The organism is Bradyrhizobium sp. BR14999 (genome assembly GCF_056106085.1).
The window spans coordinates 1468111-1492149 of the sequence record NZ_CM148536.1; the positions used below are offsets into that span (position 1 = coordinate 1468111).

Genomic DNA, 24039 nt, shown 5'->3' on the forward strand with positions numbered 1-24039 from the left:
ACCCAGCCTCGTCGCAAACGTTGTCGCAGGTGGCAGGCGGAATGCCGCATCCCCATCATCGGATCGACCCCGTCCACGCTATGTGAACCGGGGCCGCTTCCATTGATCAGACACAACAACGCGATGGAATTGCAGCAAAGCCCAGCGCTGAATTATGAATCTGCGATCTCGGCGGTGGCGACGGATCGCGTCGTCGAGACCAGCATTCCCTCGCGCCTCGATGCGCTGCCGTGGAGCGGCTTTCATACGCGCGTCGTGCTCGCGCTCGGCATCACCTGGATCCTCGATGGACTCGAGGTGACGCTGGCCGGTGCGCTCTCGGGCGCGCTGAAGCAGAGTCCCTCGCTGCATTTCTCCAATCTCGATCTCGGCATCGCCAATTCCGCCTATCTTGCCGGCGCGGTGCTGGGTGCGCTCGGCTTCGGCTGGCTCACCGATCGCATCGGCCGCAAGAAATTGTTCTTCATCACGCTTGCGCTTTATCTCTCGGCGACGGCTGCGACTGCTCTGTCATGGGATATCGCGAGCTACGCGCTGTTTCGTTTTCTCACCGGCGCCGGCATCGGCGGCGAATACACCGCGATCAATTCGACCATCCAGGAGCTGGTGCCGGCGCGCTATCGCGGCTGGACCGATCTCATCATCAACGGCAGCTTCTGGATCGGCGCTGCGATGGGCGCGGTGGCGGCCATCGTGCTGCTCGATCCGGCCTTGATCGGTCCCGATCTCGGCTGGCGCCTCGCTTATCTGATCGGGGCGACCGTCGGCCTCGTCGTGCTCTTGATGCGGATGTGGATCCCGGAGAGCCCGCGCTGGTTGATGATCCACGGCCGACCCGACCAGGCGCATGCCATCGTCGACGAAATCGAATGCTCGGTGATCGGACAAGGCCAGGATACGAGCGACGGACGCTTTGCGAAGATCCGCCTGAAGATGCGCGATCACACGCCGATCCCCGAGGTCGTCCACACGCTGTTCTCTGCCTATCGTCAGCGCGCGCTGGTCGGCCTCGTGCTGATGAGCGCGCAGGCGTTCTTCTACAACGCAATCTTCTTCACCTTCGCGCTGGTGCTGACCGATTTCTACGGCATCAGCGCCGATCACGTCGGCTGGTATCTGCTGCCCTTCGCCGCCGGCAACTTCCTCGGTCCGCTGCTGCTCGGCCGCCTGTTCGACACGCTCGGCCGCCGCACCATGATCGTGTTCACCTATGGCGTATCGGGCTTGTTGCTGGCGCTGTCAGGCTATCTGTTCTCGATCGGCGCGCTCAGCGCGCAGGGGCAGACCGTGGCCTGGATGGTGATCTTCTTCTTCGCCTCGCCGGCCGCGAGCGCGGCCTATCTCACCGTCAGCGAGAACTTTCCCTTGGAGGTCCGCGCGCTGGCGATCGCAGTATTCTATGCAGTCGGCACCGGCATTGGCGGCGTGATCGGGCCGGCACTATTCGGCGCGCTGATCGACACGGGATCACGCACCAGCGTGTTCGCCGGCTATCTGCTGGGGGCAGTCCTGATGATCGCGGCCGCGATCGTGGCGTGGCGCTATGCCGTCTCGGCAGAGCGCAAATCGCTCGAACAAATCGCACGGCCGCTTGCCTTTATGGAGTAGACTATGAAATCGGAACTTGCGGAAATGGCATTGGACGAGAAGCTCACCATCCCTGGTGACGACGAGACGCCGGAAACGGTGCCGGTGCCGCATGCGCTCGTGCCGCATCTGGACGAGACCGCGATCCTGCTCGACATCGACGGAACGCTGCTCGACCTGATGCCGACGCCGCGCGAGGTGTGGGTGCCGCCGGGGCTATCGGACACGCTCAATCGTCTGGTGGAACGCACCTCCGGCGCGCTGGCGCTGGTCAGCGGCCGCTCGCTCAATGACATCGACCTGATCTTCGCGCCCGACGTGTTTCGCGCCGTCGCCGGTCACGGCGCCGAGATGCGGCTGTCGGTGGACAGTGAAGCCGATGACGTCCACGCGCCGCCGCTGGACAAGGAGCTGAAGCGGCGGCTGGCTGCGATCGCCAAGCTCAGCCCGGGAATTCTGCTCGAGGACAAGGGCTATTCGCTGGCGCTGCATTACCGCCTTGCGCCGCATGCGGAGAAGGCGATCTACGAATCCGTGTCGCTGATCCGCGCCGATCTGCCCAATGCGCCGATCGAGGTGCTGCCTGGCAAATTCGTCTGCGAGATCAAGCATTCCGGCTTCACCAAGGCGAGCGGTGTGCACGAATTGATGAAGCATGAGCCATTCAGGGGACGTCGTCCTCTGTTCATCGGTGACGACGTCACGGATGAGACCGTGTTCGCGATCATGCCTGATATGGACGGGCTCGCCTTCTCGGTCGGCCGCCGCGCCATGGGTGTGAATGGTCACTTCGATGCGCCGAGCGATGTGCGTGCGTTCCTTGCGCGCTTGCTCGATCCGAGGTGAAACAAAGGCAGCGCCACCTCGCGGACATAATACCCGGCAGTATCGTTGCGCATCGCAATGCATGCTGCGCAACACACACCGTAAAAAGCTGATGAATCGTCGGGTTCCGCGAGGGAAGCCAGTTCCAACGCGCACGCCCGATTTTGGTTTCAATTCGTTGAAACGATGATCCGGAACCATATTGATGAACGGCAGTTAAACGGGCTGGAATGAAACAGGAGGGGACGACCTGTGAACTTAGTTGTCGTTTCAAATCGCGTCGCGCGCGGCAAACCCAATGAACCCATGACGGGCGGCCTCGCGGCGGCCTTGCTGCCAGTGGTGGAACATTCGGGGGCCATTTGGGTGGGCTCTTCAGGCCGCGTGCGTGATGGCCATCAGAAGGAACCGTTCGCCGAGATCGAAGCACTGGGCTCGGGCGCGATTGCGACGCTGGATCTGCCGGCGGCACATTACGGCGGTTATTACGAAGGCTTTGCCAATTCAGCGTTGTGGCCGGCACTGCATTCGCGCAGCGATCTGATCCGCGTCTCGCGCGAGGACTATGTCAGCTATCGCGAGGTCAACGCCTTCATGGCGCGCGCCTTGATGCGTTTTCGAAAAGCAAAAACCGCGTTCTGGGTGCAGGACTATCATTTTCTCGCGCTCGGCGCAGAACTGCGTAGTCTCGGCGTCGGCGATCCCATCGGTTTCTTTCTTCATACACCGTGGCCCGTCGCCGCGGTGGTGCAGGGCGTGCCCAATCATCGCGAGCTGATCACGGCGATGCTGGCCTACGATCTGCTCGGTTTCCAGACCAATGAGGATTGCCAGAACTTCCTCACTTATGTCGGCGGCGAGCTCGGCCTCGCCATCGAGGACGGTGTTGCGATCTCTCAGCATGGCCGCACGCGCTGTGAAGTGTTTCCGATCGGCATCGATGCGGAAAAGTTCGCGCAATATGCGGCGAAGTCGGCCTCGCATCCCGACGTGTCGCGGCTGCGGCGCAGCCTCAATGGCGAGCGCCTCGCGATCGGCGTCGACCGCCTCGACTATTCGAAAGGCCTCGTCAACCGCATCAGTGCATTCGACCGGCTCTGGACGGAGCATCCGCAGTTTGCGCGCAGCATCTCGCTGCTCCAGATCGCGAACCCGTCGCGGGGTGGCATCGAGGCCTATGGCAATCTCCAGAACGAGGTCGCGCGCCTCGTCACCGACGTCAACGGTCGTCACGGCGAAGTGGACTGGACGCCGATCCGCTATTTGAACAAGGGTTTTAGCCAGACCGTGCTCGCGGGCCTCTACCGCACGGCGCAAATCGGCGTGGTGACGCCGCTGCATGACGGCATGAACCTCGTCGCCAAGGAATACGTCGCTGCGCAAAACCCGGCCGATCCCGGCGTGCTGGTGCTGTCGAAGTTCGCCGGCGCGGCCAACGAGCTCGACACCGCCTTGATGGTCAATCCGCACGACATCGACGGTATGGCGCGCGCGATCGCGGTCGCGGCATCAATGCCGCTCACCGAGCGCAAGATGCGCTGGGACGTGATGATGAAGAAGCTGCGCGGCCACACCATCCAGCAATGGTCGACCGACTTCGTGGCTGAGCTCGAGAAATGCCGGACCGAGAAGGCCGCCGTTGTCCCGCTCGCAGCGCAGCCGCCGCAGGCGCTGCGCTGGCTGAAGTCGGCGATCTCAGGTGTGCGGTTGATCTAGTTCTTTTCCCTTGCCCGGTTTTTACGGGGAGAGGGGCCGCACGTGATTTATGAAAGGACCTGTACCCCCTTGCCCGGATCGCGCCGGACGATGCTTCGCATCGCCGGGGCGATCCGACCCGTCCCCGCTTGCGGGCGAGGTGAAGAAAGGAAGCCCGCGAAACCCGCTTCCCCAAATTAGTTATATCCTATAATGATTGGCGGAAGCGTTGACCGGCCGGACCATAATGGCCGGGGAGGAGTTCGCCAAATGACATTTACCTATCCCACGGACAGCAACAAGGCGCATCCGCTGCCGCTGTCGCCCGAGTACAAGAGCTCGATCAAGCGCGCGCCGAACAAGCCCTTGATCCCGATGCGCCACACCCTGTCGGAGCTGACCGGTCCGGTCTATGGCCACGAGACGGTGCGCGAGGGCGACAACGATCTCACCCATCAGCACAGTGGCGAGCCGCTCGGCGAACGCATCATCGTGCACGGCCACGTCCGCGACGAGGACGGCCGCGGCGTGCCGAACTCGCTGGTCGAGATCTGGCAGGCCAATTCCTGCGGCCGCTATGTCCATGTCCGTGACCAGCACCCGGCGCCGCTCGATCCGAATTTCACGGGCGCCGGCCGCACCGTGAGCGATGCCTCCGGTTACTACCGCTTCGTCACCATCAAGCCGGGCGCTTATCCCTGGGGCAATCATCACAATGCGTGGCGGCCCGCGCACATCCACCTCTCGGTCTTCGGTCACTCCTTCGTCACGCGTCTCGTGACGCAGATGTATTTCCCGAACGATCCGCTATTCCCGTTCGACCCGATCTTCAATTCGGTGCCGGACGAGAAGGCGCGGGCGCGGATGGTCTCCTCGTTCGATCTCGAGAACACAAAGCCGGAATGGGCGCTGTGCTACCGCTTTGACATCGTGCTGCGCGGCCAGAACGCCACGCCTATGGAGAACCATTAAGTGCAGGATTCTGTGAAGCCCAATGGTATCACCCCATCGCAAACCGTCGGCCCGTTCTTCAAATACGGCCTGACGCCGAACGGCGAATACGCCTGGAACGACGCATTCACCAACTCGACGCTCACCCCCGACGTCTCCGGCGACCGTATCCGCATCGAGGGCCGGGTATTCGACGGCGACGGCATCGCGGTACCGGATTGCATGCTGGAGATCTGGCAGCCGGACGCACAGGGCCGCTTCGCCGACCCGCAGGACAAGCGTGCGCTGCCGAATGCGAGCTTCCGCGGTTTTGCCCGCTGCGGCACCGATAAGGACGGCAATTATTCCTTCGACACCATCAAGCCGGGCGCGGTGCCCGATCCCCAGGGCAAGCCGCAGGCGCCGCACATCCTGCTTGCGGTGTTCGGGCGCGGCATGCTCAGGCATCTCTATACCCGCATCTATTTCAGCGACGAGGCCGGCAACGCCGCCGACCCCGTGCTGGCGCTGGTGCCCGCTGAGCGCCGCGCCACGCTGGTCGCGACGCGCGAGGCCGGCAAGGCGGTCTACCGCCTCGACCTGCGGCTCCAGGGCGACGACGAGACGGTGTTCTTCGACGTCTAACTCCCGCCTCGTCCCGGATCCGCGCCTGCCTGAGGCGCGCTTGTCCGGGACGACCGCCGGGGCGGGTATCGGAAGCCCCCTCTGACCGTTTTCCCGTAATTCCCCGGAGTTCGCGCGGATTCAATTTCCGCGCGTAGCAATCCCGTGTTTACCGCAGTCGTTTAGGATCCATTTGGATTTCGACGTGCGGCATTGGATTGTTCCATGAAAATTCGTCTTTCGCTTTCTTCTGCGATCATTGCATTCGGCACCGTCCTGGCCCTCGGTTTCACGGCCGTGGTCTCCACCAGTCTCTATACGCTACGCGAGCTCAAGGTCGGCGGCCCGCTCTATTCTGACATCAAGCTCGGCAACGACCTCATCGCCGACATCCTGCCGCCGCCGGAATACGTCATCGAAGCCTATCTCGAGGCCACCCTCGCCATGCGCGAGCCGGACCAGCTCGCGGCCCATGGCGAGCGCCTGGTCCAGCTCCGCAAGGACTACGACGAGCGCAAGGCATTCTGGATCTCCTCCAGCCTGTCGGCTGATCTGAAGACCGCGCTGGTGTCGAAATCCGATGCCGAGGTGCAGAAATTCTGGAAGGCGTCCGACCAGCTCCTGCCGGCCCTCAAGGCCAAGGACGCGGCCGCTTCCGAGCGCGCCTATGCGCAGCTCAAGGACGCCTACACCGCGCATCGCACCGTCATCGACAGCATCGTCGAGAGCGCCAACAGGCAGAATGCCGCCATGGAGAAGCTGGCCGCGGATCGCGACAGCTCGATGCTCTACATCCTCCTCGGCGTCTCCGCCGCTGTCCTCGCCTTTATTGCCGCGGGCCTGCTCGGCGTTGCACTCGGCGTGGTGCGCCCGATCGTGCGCATGACTGACACGATGCAGAAGCTCGCGACCGGCGATCTCGCCGCCGACATTCCTTTCGCGCACCGCCGGGATGAGGTCGGCTCGATGGCCGGTGCACTCCTGGTGTTCAAGCAGGCGGCGGTCGAGAATTCCCGCCTGCGCGAGGAGCAGTTGCGGCAGGAACAGGAGGCCGCACTCGCCAAGCGCGGCGCCCTGCAGCAGATGGCGGAGACCGTCGAACGCGAGACCGGCCGATCGGTCGACACCGCGAGCGCGGCGACGCATGGCGTGGAGCGCGCCGCCACCAGCCTGTCCGAGATCGCAAGTTCGCTCTCCGCGCAATCGCAGGCGGTCGCCGCGGCCTCCACCCAGGCTCTCGGCAGCTCGCAGACCGTCTCGGCTGCGGCCGAAGAGCTGAGCGCCTCGATCCGAGAGATCGCGAGCCAGGTCGCGCGAACCAGCACCGTTACCAAATCTGCTGTCGCCGGCCGCGAGCAGGCGCGCTCGACCATTCAGGCGCTGGCCGGGTCGGTGAAGAAGATCGCCGAGGTCTCCGATCTGATCGGCGGCATCGCCGGCCAGACCAACCTGCTCGCGCTCAACGCCACGATCGAGGCGGCGCGCGCCGGCGAGGCCGGCCGCGGCTTCGCGGTGGTCGCCGCCGAAGTGAAATCCTTGTCCGATCAGACCGCCAAGTCCACCGAGGAGATCGGGCGGCTAATTGCCGAGATCCAGACCTCGACGCAGGCCGCGGTCGATGCAGTCGAGACCATGGGAGGCCACATCGTCGAGATCGACGGCGTCGCGACCTCGGTTGCCGCCGCGATGGAAGAACAGGATGCCGCGACGCGGGAGATCACGCGGTCGATCTCCGAATCGGCGTCCGCGGCACAGGAGGTCTCGGCCAAGATCGGCAATGTCAGCCGCGACGCCGCCGCGGTGAACGAGCGCGCCGCGGAAGTCAGGCAGGCGATCGCCGGCATGGCGGCCAATCTCGAACAGCTGCGGTCGGTGGTGGTCAGGACCGTGCGCGACTCGACCGCGGCGGCGTGACGCCCGGCATCAACTCGGCCGCTGGTGTGTGGGGTTATGATCGTGCAGTATGGCGCGGGACAGGGGCATCGTGGTTATGACATCCCCACAATTGCCGGCGGTCATTGAGCCCGCCCGACTGACGGCCGCGCTGCGCAGAGGCGGCGTGCTGGACGCTGGCGCGGTCCGCGAGGTGAAGGTGCTGCATCAGCGCGACACCGTCGTGTCACATATCATGCGTCTCGGTTTGCGCTATGTTGGGGAGTCAGCTGGCGCCCCGCAATCGCTGATCCTCAAGACGCCACATGCCGACTTTGCCAAGACGCTCGCCGATGGCGGCCGGCGCGAGGTGACCTTCTATACGAAGCTCGCACCGAACATGCCGTGGGGGTTGGTGCCGCGCTGCTTCGACGGACGCTTCGACGAGCCGGGCGGGACCTGGCATCTCCTGCTCGAGGACCTCACCGAAAGCCATGAGATCGCAACCCAATGGCCACTGCCGCCGTCGCGCGAGCAAATAGTCGCGATCGTCACCACGCTCGCGCGTTGGCATGCGGCCTGGTGGGACCATCCCGATCTCGGCGACACGATCGGCACCTGGGCGAGCCCCGAAGACAGCGCGCAGCACATGGAGAGCTTTGCCGGCCATTACGACCGGTTCGCCGATCTGCTCGGCGATCGCCTCAGCGAAGAACGCCGGCTCCTCTATCGTCGCCTGATCGACCAGTCGGCCCGGCTATCCGAGCGCTACCATTCGCGCCGTAACCTCAGCATCACCCATGGCGATGCCCATACCTGGAATTTTTTCCTGCCGCGCGCTGGCGTTGCCGACACCGTGCGCATCTTCGATTTCGACCTGTGGGGCGTCAATGTCCCGACCAACGACCTCGCTTACATGATGGCGCTTCATTGGTTTCCGGAGCGCCGGCAGGCGCTCGAGCGCCCCCTGCTCAATCTCTATCACGAGACATTGCTCGCAAGCGGCGTCACCGGATACACGCGCGGCGCGCTCGATCGTGACTACCGCTTGTCGGTGCTCTGGCACATCACTAAGCCGGTCTGGCAATGGGCCATCAACATCCCGCCGGTGATCTGGTGGCACCATCTGGAGCGGATCATGATGGCGGTCGAGGATCTGGGGTGCGAGGAGTTGTTGGGGTAGGCGGTGCGCCGCTCCCTCGTGAGGCGCGATGACGGCTCAACCTTCTCGGTGTCGTCCCGGCGAAGGCCGGGACCCATACTCCCAGGGAGAGGTTGTAGCGTGAGCTGCCAACTCCGAGTCTTCGTCAAACTCAATCTGGTGGTTATGGGTCCCGGCCTCCGCCGGGACGACGACGTACCTACTCCATCACCGCGTGCTCCGGCCCCGCGGCTTGCTTGCGCAGTGTGGCCTTGGTCGAGCCGATCAGCAAAGCGAGCGGAATGGTGCAGAGGATGAAGACCATTACCAGCTGGTAATCGTGCGCGAAGGCGATGATCTGCGCCTGCACGCTGACCATTCTGTCGGCCATGGCGCGGCCGGCGTCGGTGGAGAGATTGATCATGCCGCTGACGCTGGGCATCTGGAGCGCGTGGTTGAACGGGTTGATGTGCTCGGAGAGGATCGCGTAGGTCCGCCGCGTTCCCTGCGTCAGCTCGGCGATGACGACGGAAATGCCGACCGAGCTCGCGACGTTGCGCATCAGGGTCAGCATCGCGGTGCCGTCGGTGCGCAAATCGTTCGACAGCGTCAGGAACGCCACGGTCGAGAGCGGCACGAAGACGAGGCCGAAGCCGAAGCCCTGGATGACGCTGACGGTGACGATCTCTGGCACCTGGGTCAGGTCGGTCCAGCCGGTCATCTGGAACAGCGAGCCTGCAGTCAGCGCCAGCCCTGTGATGATCAGCGTGCGCGCCTCGAAATAACGCATCATGCGGCCGACCAGCATCATGGCGAAAAAGGTGCCCAAGCCGCGGCTCGCCAGCAGCAGGCCGGCGGTGATGATGGGATAGCCGATCACGTTCTGCATGTAGGGCGAGGCCAGCGCCATGGTCGAGAACAGCACGAGTCCCATCACGATCATGAACACGCAGCCGGTGACGAAGTTGCGATCCCGAAACAGCGCGAAGCGGATGAACGGCGTTGAGGTCGTGAAGGAATGCGCGAGGAAGAAGTAGAAGGCGATGGCGGAGACGATGAACTCCGCCAGGATCTCGTTGGATTCCAGCCAGCCCAACTGCTCGCCGCGGTCGAGCGCGAGCTGAAGCGCGCCGATCGCGATCGCCAGCGCGGCGAAGCCGAACCAGTCGAATTTGAGGCTGAAATCCTTCCGGGTCTCGTCCATGAAGACGATCAGCCCGAGCACGGTGATGGCGCCGAACGGCAGGTTGACGAAGAACACCCAGTGCCAGGAATAGGTCTCGGTGAGCCAGGCGCCCAGCGACGGGCCCATGATCGGGCCCATCATCACGCCCATGCCCCAGATCGACATCGCCTTGGCGCGTTCCTGGAGCGTGTAATAATCCAGCATCACCGATTGCGACAGCGGCACCAGGGCGGCGCCGAACACGCCTTGCAGCAGGCGGAACAGCACCATCTGGTTGATGTCCTGCGCGAGGCCGCACAGCACCGACGCCATGGTGAAGCCGGCCGAGCAGATGATGAAGATGCGCTTGCGGCCGAAGCGGTTGGCGATCCAGCCGACCGGCGCCGTCATGATCGCGGCGGCGACGATGTAGGAGGTCAGCACCCAGTTGATCTGGTCCTGCGAGGCCGAGAGCGTGCCTTGCATATAGGGCAAAGCGACATTGGCGATGGTGGTGTCCAACGCCTGCATGATGGTCGCGGTCATGGCGCAGATCGTCACCATGTTCCGGCGCAGGCCGGGGACCATCAGGTTGGCGTGGGGACCGGACATCGGATCAGTCCTTGTCGTGGTCTTGGCCCGCGGTCGCCGACAGGCCAAACAGGCCGGCGAGTGAACGCCGATGGCCGGTGTCGATGGTGGCGTAGACGCTCATGCCGGCCTTCAGCTTCCGCACGTATTTGTCGGTCTCGTCGAAATAGATCCTGACAGGCACGCGCTGCACCACCTTGACGAAATTGCCGGTGGCGTTCTGCGGCGGCAGGATCGCGAATTGCGCGCCGGTGCCGGGCGAGAGCGAGCCGATCTTGCCCTTGAAGAGGTGGTTCGGGAAAGCGTCGACCTCGAGCGTGACCGGCTGTCCTTCGGTGACGTAGGTGAGGTCGCTCTCCTTCGGATTGGCGTCGACCCAGGGATGCGCGACGTCGATGATGGAGAACACGGGCGCGCCGGCGGCAACGTAACGGCCAAGCTGAATCTGCTCGACCTGCGTCGCCACGCCGTCCATCGGCGCGCGCAGCACGGTGTGGTCGAGGTTGCGCTGGGCGTCGTCCAGCTTGGCTTTCGCCTGCGCGTAGGGCGGGAACTGCTCCAGCGGCAAGGCGGGATCGCCGAGCAATTGCGTCTTGGCATTGGAGAGCTGCTGCTTGATGAATTGCGCCTGCGCGCCCGCGGTGACCAACGCATTCGCCGCGTTGTCGAGATCGAGCTGGGAGCCGTAATTGTTCTTCACCAGCGCCTGCTTGCGCTCGACGTCGCGCTGCTTGAGATCGACGCCCTGTTGGGCGAGGTTGAGCATGTCGCCATAGATCTTGATGTTGGCAACGAGGTTGTCGTAGGTCGTGCGGGCCTGTGCGAGCTGCGCCTTGGCTTCATCCACCGCGTGACGGAAGGGAACGGGGTCGATCTCGAACAGCTCGTCGCCTTGCTTGACGACTTGACCTTCTTTCACCACGACCTTCTGGATCTTGCCGGAGATGTCGGGCGTCACCAGCACCTTCTGCGCGCCGACATAGGCGTCATCGGTGCCGACATAGCGGCCGCCATGCAGATAAAAGGTGATGCCGCCGATGGCGACGATGACAGGCAAGACGACCAGAAGCAGGAAGCGGCGATAGCGGCGCAGGCCCGCCACCAAGCGGCGGCGCGGATCGCTGCCGGCTTTCTTGGTCGGCTTGCCGCTGTCGCTCTTCTGCTCGGGCTGGAACTTGAGAACCTGATCAGCCATAGCGCTGCTCCCTACGCGCTTGTTCCGCGCCGCTGGTCTGGGTCGCGTTCCGCACGTTTTCCTTGATTGTTTCGAGTTGGGTGAGGAGGCGGTGCGCATCGGCCGGGGCGATGCCATCGAGCGCGTTGGCGGTGATTTCGGACCGGAGCCCGCTCATCCGGCCGAGCAGCTGCCGGCCCGCCTTCTTCAGGTACAGGCGCTTGACCCGGCGGTCCGAGGCGTCGCTGCGGCGTTCGATCCAGTCATTGTCGCAGAGCTTGTCGATCAGGCGCGTCAGCGTGATCGGCTGCACCTCCAGGAGCTCGGCGAGCTCCGACTGCTTCATGCCCTCGCTGCGCTCCACCTTGGCCAGCACCGCCCATTGCGCGCGGGTGATGCCGAAGCGCGACGCCTCCTTGTCGGCATAGACGCGCAGCAGGCGATAGAGCTCAGCGAGCGTGAACAGGAAGTTCTGGTCGACCGACCCGCGGGTCATGAGCTTCGTCTCCAATGAGCCTGCAATATAATAAGCAAGCTTATGATTATTCCAGGGCAGATTGATGCGACGCTGTCCCGCAGCGAGAGCATGGCTGACAGCCGCAATGGCGGTCGCGCTTTGGGTTCCCTCGCCGAAATGCTAGAAGATGGGCCGCATGACCCTCGCAAAGCCGGCATTCCCCGCGCCTGACCACGATCACGGCCGCTGCACTGCGGATGCGCTGGCGCATGCCGAACAGGTCTGCGAGCAGCGCGCACAGAAATTCACGCCGATACGCCGTCAGGTGCTCGGGGCGCTGCTCTCCAGCCACCGCCCGCTCGGTGCCTATGAGGTGATCGACGAGCTCGCCAAGTCGATGGCGCGACCGGCGCCGATCACGATCTATCGTGCCCTCGATTTCTTGATGGCCAACGGCCTCGTGCATCGCATCGAGAGCCGCAACGCCTATCTCGCCTGCGCCGCCCATGACCACGACGCGACCTCGGCCGTCGCGTTCCTGATCTGCGAGCGCTGCGGCCTGGTCGGCGAGATCCCGTCGGCCTCCTTCGCCAAGGACCTTAATGCCGCCGCGCGCAGCTCAGGCTTCGCCCCCAAATTGTCCGTGGTGGAGATCACGGGCGTCTGCACCCATTGTCAGAAAGCTGCTTAAAGCAACAACGGCACAAAGCCGGTATTCGGGAAGAGATGTCCTCGCCACAAGCCATACCATCCGCCGCACGTCCCCTCAGTGCCGGCGCCATAGCCTTGATGCTGATGCTGTGCCTGACCTGGGGTTTCAACCAGATCGCGGTGAAGCTGGTGCTGCCGGACATCCCGCCGATGCTCCAGGCCACGATCCGCTCGATGGGCGCGCTGCCGGTGCTGTTCATCATCGGCACCCTGCGTGGCGTCAATTTCTTCGAACGTGACGGTACCTGGAAGCCCGGCCTCATCGCCGGACTGATGTTCGGCATCGAGTTCGTTCTGATCTTCCAGGGCCTGCGCTTCACGCCGGCGTCGCGCGCGGTCGTGTTCCTCTACACCGCCCCGTTCTTCGTCGCGCTCGGCTCCTACCAGGTGCTCGGCGAGCGGCTCGGCGGTACGCAATGGCTGGGGCTCGCCGTGAGCTTTGCCGGCGTCGCGCTCGCCATCGGCGTGCCGCAGCCGGATGTCGATGCCAAGGTGTTGCTCGGCGACCTCATGATCGTCGGCGGCGCGGCGTTGTGGGCGGCGACCACGCTGGTCGCCAAGGGCACGCGGCTGCGCTTCGCCGCGCCCGAGAAGGCGCTGGGCTACCAGGTCGCGACCTCGATCCCGATCCTGGGGCTGGCGGCCTGGCTGTTCGGCGAATCCATCACGCACACGCCGGCGCCACTATCGCTCGCCCTCATGGCCTTCCAGGCGATCTGGGTGGTGGGAACCACGTTCACGCTTTGGTTCGCACTGGTGAAGGCTTATTCGGCCAGCAAATTGTCGGCTTTTACCTTCATCACCCCTTTGTTTGGCGTGGTCGGTAGCTATTTCATCATGCACGACACCTTAAGCCTGACATTCGGGGCCGCCGCGGTCCTTGTAATTGCTGGGCTTTTTCTGGTTAACCGTCCGAGCCAAACGGCTGCGGCGCCGCGTGATGCATTGCTGAACGTCACCAAAACCTGATATTTGGACCCCATGAACAAGCTCGAAAACACCATCGATTCCGATCTCGCAGGCCCCGCGCCCCGGCACCGGACCACCCAGGTCAAGGTCGGCGACGTCTCAGTGGGCGGCGGTGCGCCGATCGTCGTGCAGTCGATGACCAACACCGACACCGCCGACGTCGACGGCACCATCGCCCAGGTCGCAGCGCTCGCGCGCGCCGGCTCCGAAATGGTTCGCATCACCGTGGACCGCGAGGAAGCCGCTGCCGCCGTTCCGCACATCCGCGATGGCCTCGCCAAGCGCGGCATCACCACGCCCTTGATCGGCGACTTCCACTATATCGGCCACAAGCTGCTTGCGGCCTATCCGGCTTGCGCCGAGGCGCTCGCCAAATACCGCATCAATCCCGGCAATGTCGGCTTCAAGGACAAGCGCGACACCCAGTTCGCCGACATCATCGAGATCGCGAACAAGAACAACAAGCCGGTGCGCATCGGTGCCAATTGGGGCTCGCTCGACCAGGAACTGCTCACCAAGCTGATGGACGAGAACGCGGCCTCGGCCAATCCGCGCGACGTGCGCGCGGTGACGCGCGAGGCCATGGTGCAGTCGGCGCTCTTGTCGGCCGCGCGCGCCGAAGAGCTAGGTATGCCGAAGAATCGCATCATCCTCTCGGCCAAGGTCTCGGCGGTGCAGGATCTGATCGCGGTCTACCAGGATCTCGCCTCCCGTTCCGACTACGCTATCCATCTCGGTCTGACCGAGGCCGGCATGGGCTCGAAGGGCATCGTGGCGTCCTCGGCTGCGCTCGGCATCCTGCTGCAGCAGGGCATCGGCGACACCATCCGCATCTCGCTGACGCCGGAGCCCGGCGGCGACCGTACCCGTGAGGTGCAGGTCGGCCAGGAGCTGCTCCAGACCATGGGCTTCCGCACCTTCGTGCCGCTGGTCGCGGCGTGTCCGGGCTGCGGCCGCACCACCTCGACCACGTTCCAGGAGCTGGCCCGCTCGATCCAGGATTTCATCCGCGACGAGATGCCGACCTGGAAGACGAAATATCCCGGCGTGGAAGAGCTCAACGTCGCGGTGATGGGCTGCATCGTCAACGGCCCCGGCGAATCCAAGCACGCCAATATCGGCATCTCGCTTCCCGGCACCGGCGAAGCGCCCGCCGCCCCGGTGTTCGTCGACGGCAAGAAGTTCCGCACCTTGCGCGGGCCCACGATCTCCGCCGACTTCAAGGCGCTCGTGATCGACTACATCGACCAGCGCTACGGCCAGGGCGCCAAGCTGCCGGTGACGGCGGCGGAGTAGTTTTCTCTACTCTCGCCCCACACACCTCCGTCGTCCCGGACAAGCGCGCCTAAAGCGCGCGCAGATCCGGGACCCATAACCACAGAGTCTGTGGTTATGGCAGGTCGTCACTCCGAGTCTTCGCCAAACCTAACCCTGTGGTTATGGGTCCCGGATCTGCGCTTACGCTTGTCCGGGACGACGGCCATGTTTGCGGTGCAGATTGCACATCCATCACCGCGCGCTACCATGCTCTCAATCAAAATGATCGGGAGACACGCCATGAGCTCGCTCGCCGGCAAGCAGGGTCCGCGCTATCGCCACACCGCCGATGACGGCGCCCCTTATGAGACCATCGCGGTCGAAAAGCTCACGCCCATCATCGGCGCGGAAATCTCCGGCGTCGACATCGGCAGGCTCGTCGAGGGCGACACCCGCTCCAACCGGCAGATGGACGAAATCCACCGCGCGCTTGCCGAAAATCTCGTGATCTTTTTCCGCGATCAGCACATCACGCCAAAACAGCATCTCGCCTTCGGCCGCAAGTTCGGCGAGCTGCATTTTCATCCGGCCGCACCGCACGAGGACGAAGACCCGGCGCTGATGAAGATCTACGCCGACAAGGACTCGCCGCGCGCCAATGGCGAGGGCTGGCATTCGGATGTGTCCTGCGATCTCGAGCCGCCGATGGGCTCGATCCTCTACATCAAGCAATGTCCGCCGCGCGGTGGCGACACGCTCTTCGCCAACATGTATGCGGCCTATGACGCTCTCTCGGATCGCATGAAGGCCTATCTCGACGGGCTCACCGCGCTGCATGACGGCGAGCCGATCTATCGCGGCCTCTACGCCAATTACGGCGTCGCCGACCGTCCCTCCTATCCGCATGCCGAGCACCCGGTGGTGCGCACGCATCCGGTCACGGGCAGGAAGGCGCTCTACGTCAACCGCGGCTTCACCCGCCACATCAACGGCATCCCGCGCGACGAGAGCGATGCGATGCTCGCCTATCTCTACCAGCATGCCGAGAACCCGCTGTTCCAATGCCGCTTCCGCTGGACCGAGAATGCCATCGCCTTCTGGGACAACCGCTGCACCCAGCATCGCGCGATGTGGGACTACTGGCCGCATACGCGCTCCGGCACGCGGGTGACGGTGAAGGGGGAGCGGCCGGTGTAGGCGCCGCCGAGAAAGCTTCGGCATCAGTTAGGTGGCATCATGGATGCTCCCTTGGGCAACGCCGCATTGGAGGTGCCGCTGGTGTTTTGCGATGATGTGCTTCCGGAATCGGCAGCATTGAGTATGGTGCCGAGTTTGGTGGCCCAATCCTGCACCTGCTTGCCGTACGTGTCGTCTTTGTCCTTCGGGTCGAACTTTGGACACTTGTCCGGTGGTTGCAAAGTCGTGCTCGCGATCTTCGCTGCGATGTCTGAATGAAGTTGCCGAAGTCCCGCCAGCGAGCGCTCGCTCTTTAGATATGATTCCCGAGGACCGTAGAAGGAATTCAGCGCGGAGGTCGCCGTGCCCAACGAAGAGAATATTATGGCGAGGATGCCAACCCAGAGCGACAAGTTGTTCGTCGTCGGGGAATCGCCCGTCGGTGCAATGGATTTGATGCTGATCAGGATTGTGGTGATTGCACCGATCCCGACGATCGCAAGCTGAAACCAGAACATGCTCGAATAGTTCAGGTTCGCGGCGGTGGCCGATTCGACTCTGCTGCGGGTGATCGAATCGCTCAGATATATGACGGCGCGCTGGTAGTTCGACAGCGTCAGCGTGCCGCTGCTTTGTCGTTCTTTGGAAGGAAAGTAGCCGCGGCTGCCGTTGGGCAGCGTGTCCAACCTTAGCGCGGCCCGAATGAAATCCGGTTGGGCATCGAGATCCTGTATGTTCGAGCAGGAGGCGACCGCCGCGGCGATCATCTCGTGGTCAGCGCGGGCAAGCTGCCATTCCTGTATCGCGGCGATGCTGACGTCCGAGTAGAGTTGTGCGACTCTTGTCCTGTCCGAGCTCGGTGCGTTGAAACTGTCGTAGGCGTATCGCGCGAGAAACAAGGCAGCGACGATAATGACGCCGCCCAGAGCGAGCTTCCCTATGGTGCGAACAATCCGCCAAAAGCCCGTGCCGCCCGTTGGCGGGGCAGGGGGCGGGTCAGGGTCATGCGGTGGGGTATCGGGCAATTGATCCTCCAAATCTAAGAATGAAATATCGAAATGATACAACTTGAGCGTCGATCGATCAATCGCTCTTGCAGTGCCACGGAAGTGACTATTCGCAGTCTATTGACCGTTCGTTTGAGCTGCGCCAAGCTTGCCTGCCGGCGTCACCAGCAAGACCAAAGACCTGCCCGCCGTGATGCTGGAAAGTTTCGGCGATGTCGCGGGCTGCGTCGGTCGCCCGCGGATCGCGGCAGCGGAGTAGAGCTTGGGGCAATCGCGCAGCATCATCGCCGGGCTCGTCGCATCGATCCTGCTGTCGCCGCTCGCCCTTGTCGACGCCGGCGAGGCTGCTGCCGCGCGAAAAATCACGAGACCCAGGCCGAAGCCGTCGCCGCCGGCCAAATGCGAGATGCCGAAATTCCGCATCGTCGTGGATGTCGGGCACACCCCGGACTCCTACGGCGCGTTGAGCGCGCGCAATGATCCGGAGTTCGGCTTCAACTTCCGTCTCGCAAGTCTGATCGCAGCAAAACTCAAGTCCGAAGGCTTTGCCGCAACCCGCCTGCTCGTCACGGACGGCAAGGCGAGGGCGAGCCTGTTCAAGCGCGTCAGTGTCGCGAATGACGACCGGGCCGATCTGTTCCTCTCGGTCCATCACGATTCGGTGCCGGACAAGCTGCTCGAGAGCTGGGAATTCGACGGCGCCACCAGCTATTTCAGCGACCGCTTTTCGGGACATTCGCTGTTCGTGTCGCGCCAGAATGCGCACTTCGCCACCAGCCTGTTGCTGGCCCGGATGATCGGCAGGCAGTTGAAGGAGCAGGGCCTGCACTATGCGAGGCAATACACCCTTCCGGTGATGGGCCGCTACCGGCACCAGCTGCTCGACAAGGACGTCGGCGTCTACCGCTACGACGGGCTCATCGTGCTCTCGCGGACGAGAAGCGCCGCGGTGCTGCTCGAGGCCGGCTCGATCATCAATCGCGACGAGGAGATGGAAATGAATTCGTCGGAACGGCAGGAAGCGGTTGCGGAGGCCGTTGCGGCCGCGATGAGGGAGTTTTGCGAGCGGCGGTAGATTGCTTCGCTGCGCTCGCAATGACGGCGTGATGCGGCCGGCGGATCTCACTGTTGTCGTCCTGGCTCAGCACTCGCTCCGCTCGCTTGTCCAGGACGACGTGGAGATATTGTAGCAGGAAGCTACAGCGGCGCGCCCCGATACTCCCTGTTTGCCAAACTCGCCTCCTCCAGATCGAGATCCCGCTCGATCCGCCGCCGCGTCTCGTCGGTGATCTGACCGTCGCGCAAGAGGTCGTGGATGAATTTGCGCTCGGCGACGATCAGCTCCCGGGTCAGTGCGATGCCGGCGGCGGAGACGTCGTGGTGGGTGGGATCGAGCGAATCGGGAAGCTGGTTGATGCGGATCTCGTGGCGGGCACGAAGGAGCCGCATCACCTCGTCCGATACCTCCTTCTCCGCGGTCAGCGCGTCAAGCGACCTCAGCGCGGCGTCGAGCGCCTGGCGGCGTGCTGCGATCTCGGCCTCGTGCTCGCTGACATGCTCGTTGCGGCCGGCCTCGGCAATGCCGAGCCAGCGCACCACTGGCGGCAGCGTCAGGCCGACGCCGATCAGCGTGATGAAGATGACGCCGAAGGCGACGAACAGAATCAGGTCACGGTACGGAAATGCTTCGCCGTTCGGAAGCGTGAACGGCAGCGCCAGTGCCGCCGCCAGCGACACCGCGCCGCGCACGCCGGTGAAGGCGAGCGTGAACGCCCATTGCCAGGGCGGCGACGGATCGCGCTCGCGCAGCGATTTGCTGAGCATCCGCGGCAGATAGGTCGCGGGATAGAGCCAGGCGAAGCGCGCGATCACGACGATCAACAGAACCACGGCGGTCGCGATCAGGATGTCGTCGAGCGGAAAGGCCTTCGACTTCTCGTAAAGCGCGCGCATCTGGAAGCCGGTGAGCAGGAACAAGAGGCCCTCGATCAAATAGATCACGAGGTCCCAGAAGAAGATGCCCTGCAGGCGTGTTGCGGAAGAAATCAGCAGCGGGCCGTTCCAGCTCACATAGAGACCGCAGGCGACCGTCGCGATCACTCCGGAGCCGCCGACATGCTCGGGCAGCCAGTAGGAGACGTAAGGCGTGATCAGCGACAGCGTGAGCTCGACCTGCGGATCCCCCGACCATTTGCGGAAACGCAGGGAAAGCCACCCCACGCCGATGCCGAAGGCGATCTCGCCGGCGATGATGAGGAGGAATTCGCCGGCCGCCAGCGGCAGCGAGAAATGCCCGACCATGATCGCGGCGAGCGCAAAGCGGTAGAGGATCAGCGCGGTGGCGTCGTTGGCGAGCCCTTCGCCCTCGAGCACGACCAGGATCCGGCGCGGCATGTGCAGCCGGCGCGCGATCGCGAGCGGCGCCACCACGTCGGGCGGCGCGACGATGGCCCCCAGCAGGAAGCCGATGGTCCACGGCAGGCCGATCATGTAATGCGTGGCGGCCGCTACCATGGCTGCAGTGAAGATCACCGCGCCGACTGCGAGCAGCACGATCGGGCGCAAATTCTTCTTGAACTCGCGCCAGCTCATGGCGACGCTTGCCGAGTAGATCAGCGGTGGCAGCACCAGCAGCAGCACCAGCTCGGGCGGCAGTTCCACCGATGGCATGCCCGGCACGAAGGCGAGCCCGACGCCGGCGAGCATCAGCAGGATGGCGGGCGCGATGTTGAAGCGGCGTGCGGTCAGCGCCACGCCTGCCAGCACGGCCAGAAGGATGAGAAAGGTCTGAAACTTCGCTTCCATGACGGTCTGTCTTGACCCGGAAGCGACTGCTGCGTCAATGCGCGCGGCTCACGCCAGCCGCTCGGCCATCCGCCCGATCCGCGCGAACGCCGCCGCGATCTGTGCGGCGCTCGGCGTGCCGCCCTGGGTATAGGCCGCGATCAGGATCGGAGCATCCGGCCGCGGCCACACCACCGCGATATCGCCCGATGCGTCCTTGCCGTTGTTGCCGGTCTTGTCGCCGATCCTCCAGCCTGCCGGCAGGCCGCCGCGCAGCCGGTTTGCGCCGGTCTTGCAGTTCACCATCCATTCGGTGAGCTGCGCGCGCGCGGCCGGCGACAATGAGTCCCCCAGCACCAGGCGGCGCAGGTTTCCGGCCATCGCCGCCGGTGTCGTGGTGTCCCGGGGATCGCCCGGCCGGGAGCGGTTGAGCTCGGGCTCGTTGTGGTCGAGCCGCGAGGTGGTATCACCGATCGATCGCCAGAACGCGGTGAGCGCGGCCGGCCCGCCGATCCGCGCCAGCAGCAGATTGGCGCAGGTGTTGTCGCTGAGCTCGACGATCGCCTTGCACATCTCAGAGACCGACATTGCGCCGGCCGCGAGATTTTGCTTGGCAACCGGCGCATACTCCAAGAGGTCGGCCTGGCCGTAGGGAATCATGGCCGCAAGCTGCTCCTCGCCGCGATCGACCCGCGCCAGTACACAGGCCGCGAGCGAGGCCTTGAATGTCGAGCACATGACGAACCGCTCGTCGGCGCGCCAGGCGAGTTTTGCGCCGGTCGCGAGGTTCTCCGCATAAACGCCGATCCGCCCGCCGCTCTCGCGTTCGTAGGTTTCGAGCTCAGGCGGCGCAGCCGCGGCCAGTGCGGGAGAAGCGGCCATCCAGCACAGCGAGGCGAGCAGGGAGCGACGATCGAGCAGCATGGGGGACTTTCGGGCGAGTGTGGCAGGAAGATGTAGCCTATGCTTCATCCGCACCGTCATTGCGAGCGCAGCGAAGCAATCCAGAATCTCTCCGCGGAGGGATTCTGGATTGCTTCGTCGCAAGGGCTCCTCGCAATGACGTGTGGCGAGAGTTTGCCCGCACTGACGGAGAATGGAAGAGAGCGAGTCCGAATTCGGGCAGCGGAGGGTCGAGGACTCCCTCACTCCCTCAGATCATACCGATATGACTTCGACACGATCTGCCAGCCGTCGGCGAGCTTCATCGCCACCAAATAATCGGTGAAATAGCGCGGCGGGAGTTGGCACCGGACCTTGATGAAAGCGGTCTTGTCATCCGAACGGTCGATGGTGACGATGAAATCCTCGCGCGGCTTGCCTTCGGCCTTGCCGGAGGGGCGCTTGCGCACGCGGTCGAGCCAGTCCGGCACGGTCAGCACCTGCAATTCGCCCTTCTCGACCCAGCGCAGGTCTGCGGAGGGATGGAAGATGGCGCCGAGCTTTTCGGCGTCGCCCTCATAGAGACCGTCGAAATAGGATTGCACGACGGCTTCGACACTTGAACGATTTGGGCTCATGGGTCATCCCTTCGAATGATGGCTTGGGGCGAACTTAGTCGTACGCATCAAAATGCGCTATGGGTGTCTGTCGCCAATTGCGCGAGGACGCTGAAATGACCGCATCAGAGAAATCGAACGCCCGTATCCTGATCGGCGAATGCTATTGCCGCACCGTGCGCTTCGAGGTGACGGATGCGTTCTCCTATGCGATGAACTGCCACTGCTCGAACTGTCGCCGCACCACCGGCGCCGCCTTCAAGCCGTTCGCGGGCATCGCCCAGGACCAGCTCCGCATCGTCAGGGGCGGCGACCAGCGGATCATGTTCGGCGACGACACCACCCATGACGCGCATTGTGCCCGATGCGGCTCGCTGCTCTATTCCCGGGTGCGTGGAGGAGAATGGGTCCATGTCGCCATGGGAACCCTGGTCGATACCCCCTCGATCCGGCCGAGCGCCCACATTTTCGTGGGCTCGAAGGCGCCCTGGCACGAAATCACGGACAATCTACCGCAATATCGGGAGCACATCGGGGTTGTCTGAGGGAACCCGATCCTCCCCGCGAACCCGCGATCCCTCTGGTGCGACAAACAAAAGTGGCCTTTCGGCTTGTCGTTGGTACCTTCGTGACCTCCATCACAAGCGCCCGCGGTGGATCTTGCTAAAGCGGTCCCAAAGGGCCCAAGCGGCCCCGAATTTCGGAAGTCGTGTCATGCGCAATTTGCTCAGACTTTGTCCGCTTCTCCTCGCCCTCGCGCTGCTGCTCGGCGCCCAACCTGCTTTCGCCGGCAAGCGCGTTGCGCTGGTGCTCGCCAATTCGGCCTATCAGCATGCGCCGTCGCTGGCCAATCCCGTCAATGACGGTTCGGTGATGGCGAAGACGCTGAAGGAGGCCGGCTTCGATGTCGTCGAGTCTCGGCACGATCTGTCGGCGCTGGATACGCGGCGCGTGCTCCGCGACTTCGCGGATGCGACCCGCGATGCCGACATCGCCGTGGTCTACTATGCCGGCCACGGCATCGAGGTCGAAGGCTCCAACTATCTGATCCCGGTCGATGCCAAGCTCGAGCGCGACACCGACGTCTACGACGAGGCGCTTTCGCTCGATCGCATCCTGGTCGCGGTCGAGCCCGCAAAGCAGCTCCGCCTGGTGATCCTGGATGCCTGCCGCGACAATCCGTTCGGCAAGAGGATGAAGCGCACGATTGCCTCGCGCGGCATCGGCCGCGGCCTCGCCCAGGTCGAGCCGACCAGCCCCAACACGCTGATCGCCTATTCGGCCAAGGCCGGGTTCACGGCGCAGGACGGCGACGGCGCCAACAGCCCGTTCACGGTGGCGCTGTCGAAGCATCTGACGACGCCGGGCCTCGACGTCCGCCGCGCCTTCGGCTTCGTGCGCGACGACGTGCTCAAGTCGACCGGCAACAAGCAGGAGCCGTTCGTCTATGGCTCGCTCGGCGGCGAGGATGTTCCGCTGGTGCCGGTGAAGATGACGGCTGCGGCCCCCGCACCTGCGGCGAACCCGCAGGCCGATATCCGCCGCGATTATGAGCTCGCGCTCCAGGTCGGCAACAGGGCGGCGTGGGATGCCTTCCTCGCCCAGCATCCCGACGGTTTCTATGCGAGCCTTGCCAAGCTTCAGCTCGAGAAGATCGGCGCCGAGCAGGCTCATGCCGCGGCGATCGCGAAGGCGAAGCAGGCCGAGGTCGAGCGCGATCGTCTTGCCGCGCTCGGCGCCCAGAAGGATGCGCAGGCCAAGGCTGCGGCCGATGCCAAAGCCGCCGAACAGGCGCAGCTTGCTGCCCAGAAAACGAAGGAGCAGGCGCAGCAGCAGGCCGCCGCGGCTGAGCAGCAGCGCGTCAACCTCGCCGCTGCGGCACCGGGCGCAGCGCCGGCCAGCACGGCCGGTCCGGCCGGCACCAACGTCGCCGCGCTGACGCCTGCGACTACGCCGGCTGATCTCAGCCGCTCGGTGCAGACCGAGCTCGGCCGCGTCGGCTGCTTCTCCGGGCAGGCCGACGGCAATTGGAATGCGTCCTCGCAGCGATCGCTGTCGCAGTTCAACCGTTATGCCGGCACCAAGCTCGACGTGAAGGTGGCGAGCACCGATGCGCTCGATGCGGTCAAGTCAAAACCATCGCGCGTCTGCCCGCTGGTCTGTGAGCACGGCTTCAAGGCCGACGGCGACAAATGCAGCAAGATCGTCTGTCGTGACGGCTATGCGGTCAACGACGACAATGAGTGCGAGAAGCAGCGTGCCGCCAAGCCCGCAACGGCCAAGCGTGTAACTGCCAAGCGCGACGATGGCGAAGAGCGTCCTGCACGGCAGCGTCGTCAGTCCGCCGGCGCAGCAGGCGGTTATGGCGCCGCTGCCGGCGTTGCTGCTGCCGCTGGCGGCGGCCGCGCGACGGGCGGCGGACAGGTCTACTGCAATAGCGGTGGCTGCCGTCCGGTCCATCGCGGCTGCCGTCTCGAATATCGCGGCGGCGGCGGCCCCGGCAACGACGCCAATGCCGAGGTCTGTTACTAGGGATCGCGGTGTTCCCACATGGTCGTCCTGGCTTTCGCCAGGA

The 24039-nt window shown here is 64.2% G+C and carries 21 protein-coding genes; 14 read left to right on the plus strand and 7 right to left on the minus strand.

The window, feature by feature from the left end; translation table 11 throughout:
- Positions 1–123: 123 nt before the first annotated feature.
- From ACR9YP_RS06880 to ACR9YP_RS06910, 7 genes are all read left to right on the plus strand, one after another.
- Positions 124–1608: an MFS transporter gene (locus ACR9YP_RS06880; protein WP_474221002.1), complete on the plus strand. Its 1485-nt coding sequence runs from the start codon at positions 124–126 to the stop codon at positions 1606–1608.
- 3 nt (positions 1609–1611) lie between these two features.
- Positions 1612–2433 (plus strand): trehalose-phosphatase, encoded by an 822-nt coding sequence (gene otsB / locus ACR9YP_RS06885; RefSeq protein ID WP_128940946.1) that lies wholly within the window; start codon positions 1612–1614, stop codon positions 2431–2433.
- 231 nt (positions 2434–2664) lie between these two features.
- Positions 2665–4128: a trehalose-6-phosphate synthase gene (locus ACR9YP_RS06890; protein ID WP_438103514.1), complete on the plus strand. Its 1464-nt coding sequence runs from the start codon at positions 2665–2667 to the stop codon at positions 4126–4128.
- Positions 4129–4377: 249 nt separating this feature from the next.
- Positions 4378–5079 carry a protocatechuate 3,4-dioxygenase subunit beta gene (pcaH, locus tag ACR9YP_RS06895; RefSeq protein ID WP_474219257.1) on the plus strand — a complete coding sequence of 234 codons (702 nt, stop codon included), beginning with the start codon at positions 4378–4380 and terminating at the stop codon, positions 5077–5079.
- Positions 5080–5682, plus strand: coding sequence for a protocatechuate 3,4-dioxygenase subunit alpha (gene pcaG / locus ACR9YP_RS06900; RefSeq protein WP_438103512.1), 603 nt, complete (start codon positions 5080–5082; stop codon positions 5680–5682).
- A gap of 204 nt (positions 5683–5886) precedes the next feature.
- The gene (locus ACR9YP_RS06905) at positions 5887–7575 is read left to right on the plus strand and encodes a methyl-accepting chemotaxis protein (protein ID WP_438103511.1); all 1689 of its coding nucleotides are present in this window, start codon (positions 5887–5889) and stop codon (positions 7573–7575) included.
- A gap of 49 nt (positions 7576–7624) precedes the next feature.
- Positions 7625–8716 carry a phosphotransferase gene (locus tag ACR9YP_RS06910; RefSeq protein ID WP_474219259.1) on the plus strand — a complete coding sequence of 364 codons (1092 nt, stop codon included), beginning with the start codon at positions 7625–7627 and terminating at the stop codon, positions 8714–8716.
- A 178-nt stretch (positions 8717–8894) separates the two neighbouring features.
- Here the strand turns inward: ACR9YP_RS06910 and ACR9YP_RS06915 are convergent, their stop codons facing one another.
- Genes ACR9YP_RS06915 through ACR9YP_RS06925 form a run of 3 tightly spaced genes read right to left on the minus strand, consistent with a single transcriptional unit; the run spans position 8895 to position 12100 of the window.
- Entirely contained in the window at positions 8895–10451 is a 1557-nt protein-coding gene (locus ACR9YP_RS06915; protein ID WP_091896559.1) for an MDR family MFS transporter, read from the minus strand.
- A 4-nt stretch (positions 10452–10455) separates the two neighbouring features.
- Positions 10456–11625: an HlyD family secretion protein gene (locus ACR9YP_RS06920; protein WP_438103508.1), complete on the minus strand. Its 1170-nt coding sequence runs from the start codon at positions 11623–11625 to the stop codon at positions 10456–10458.
- Positions 11618–12100, minus strand: coding sequence for a MarR family winged helix-turn-helix transcriptional regulator (locus ACR9YP_RS06925; protein ID WP_091896610.1), 483 nt, complete (start codon positions 12098–12100; stop codon positions 11618–11620). The genes ACR9YP_RS06920 and ACR9YP_RS06925 overlap by 8 nt, the downstream gene beginning before the upstream one ends.
- A 157-nt stretch (positions 12101–12257) precedes the next feature.
- Here ACR9YP_RS06925 and ACR9YP_RS06930 point away from each other — a divergent pair, with 157 nt between their 5' ends.
- The 4 genes from ACR9YP_RS06930 to ACR9YP_RS06945 all read left to right on the plus strand — a co-directional run bounded on the left by ACR9YP_RS06930 (position 12258) and on the right by ACR9YP_RS06945 (position 16195).
- Entirely contained in the window at positions 12258–12752 is a 495-nt protein-coding gene (locus ACR9YP_RS06930; protein WP_091896613.1) for a Fur family transcriptional regulator, read from the plus strand.
- 35 nt (positions 12753–12787) lie between these two features.
- The gene (locus ACR9YP_RS06935; protein WP_474219261.1) at positions 12788–13741 is read left to right on the plus strand and encodes a DMT family transporter; all 954 of its coding nucleotides are present in this window, start codon (positions 12788–12790) and stop codon (positions 13739–13741) included.
- Between the two features lie 12 nt (positions 13742–13753).
- Entirely contained in the window at positions 13754–15037 is a 1284-nt protein-coding gene (gene ispG, locus ACR9YP_RS06940; protein ID WP_474219262.1) for a flavodoxin-dependent (E)-4-hydroxy-3-methylbut-2-enyl-diphosphate synthase, read from the plus strand.
- Positions 15038–15298: 261 nt separating this feature from the next.
- Positions 15299–16195, plus strand: coding sequence for a TauD/TfdA dioxygenase family protein (locus ACR9YP_RS06945; protein WP_438103507.1), 897 nt, complete (start codon positions 15299–15301; stop codon positions 16193–16195).
- Positions 16196–16218: 23 nt separating this feature from the next.
- Here ACR9YP_RS06945 and ACR9YP_RS06950 read toward each other — a convergent pair whose 3' ends face one another.
- A complete protein-coding gene (locus ACR9YP_RS06950) occupies positions 16219–17241 on the minus strand; it encodes a hypothetical protein (protein ID WP_474219263.1) in 1023 nt (340 codons plus the stop codon).
- A gap of 202 nt (positions 17242–17443) precedes the next feature.
- Here ACR9YP_RS06950 and ACR9YP_RS06955 point away from each other — a divergent pair, with 202 nt between their 5' ends.
- Positions 17444–18256 (plus strand): N-acetylmuramoyl-L-alanine amidase, encoded by an 813-nt coding sequence (locus ACR9YP_RS06955; RefSeq protein ID WP_474219265.1) that lies wholly within the window; start codon positions 17444–17446, stop codon positions 18254–18256.
- Between the two features lie 122 nt (positions 18257–18378).
- Here the strand turns inward: ACR9YP_RS06955 and ACR9YP_RS06960 are convergent, their stop codons facing one another.
- The 3 genes from ACR9YP_RS06960 to ACR9YP_RS06970 all read right to left on the minus strand — a co-directional run bounded on the left by ACR9YP_RS06960 (position 18379) and on the right by ACR9YP_RS06970 (position 21485).
- A complete protein-coding gene (locus ACR9YP_RS06960) occupies positions 18379–19986 on the minus strand; it encodes a Na+/H+ antiporter (protein ID WP_438103504.1) in 1608 nt (535 codons plus the stop codon).
- A gap of 48 nt (positions 19987–20034) precedes the next feature.
- On the minus strand, positions 20035–20889 hold the full coding sequence (bla, locus tag ACR9YP_RS06965; RefSeq protein ID WP_438103503.1) for a class A beta-lactamase: 855 nt from the start codon (positions 20887–20889) through the stop codon (positions 20035–20037).
- Between the two features lie 221 nt (positions 20890–21110).
- A complete protein-coding gene (locus ACR9YP_RS06970) occupies positions 21111–21485 on the minus strand; it encodes a nuclear transport factor 2 family protein (RefSeq protein ID WP_130219830.1) in 375 nt (124 codons plus the stop codon).
- A gap of 95 nt (positions 21486–21580) precedes the next feature.
- Here ACR9YP_RS06970 and ACR9YP_RS06975 point away from each other — a divergent pair, with 95 nt between their 5' ends.
- Together ACR9YP_RS06975 and ACR9YP_RS06980 are read left to right on the plus strand one after the other, a co-directional pair.
- The gene (locus ACR9YP_RS06975; RefSeq protein ID WP_438103502.1) at positions 21581–22009 is read left to right on the plus strand and encodes a GFA family protein; all 429 of its coding nucleotides are present in this window, start codon (positions 21581–21583) and stop codon (positions 22007–22009) included.
- 169 nt (positions 22010–22178) lie between these two features.
- Complete coding sequence (locus ACR9YP_RS06980) at positions 22179–23996, plus strand: caspase family protein (protein WP_438103501.1); 1818 nt, start codon at positions 22179–22181, stop codon at positions 23994–23996.
- The last annotated feature ends 43 nt before the right edge of the window (positions 23997–24039 follow it).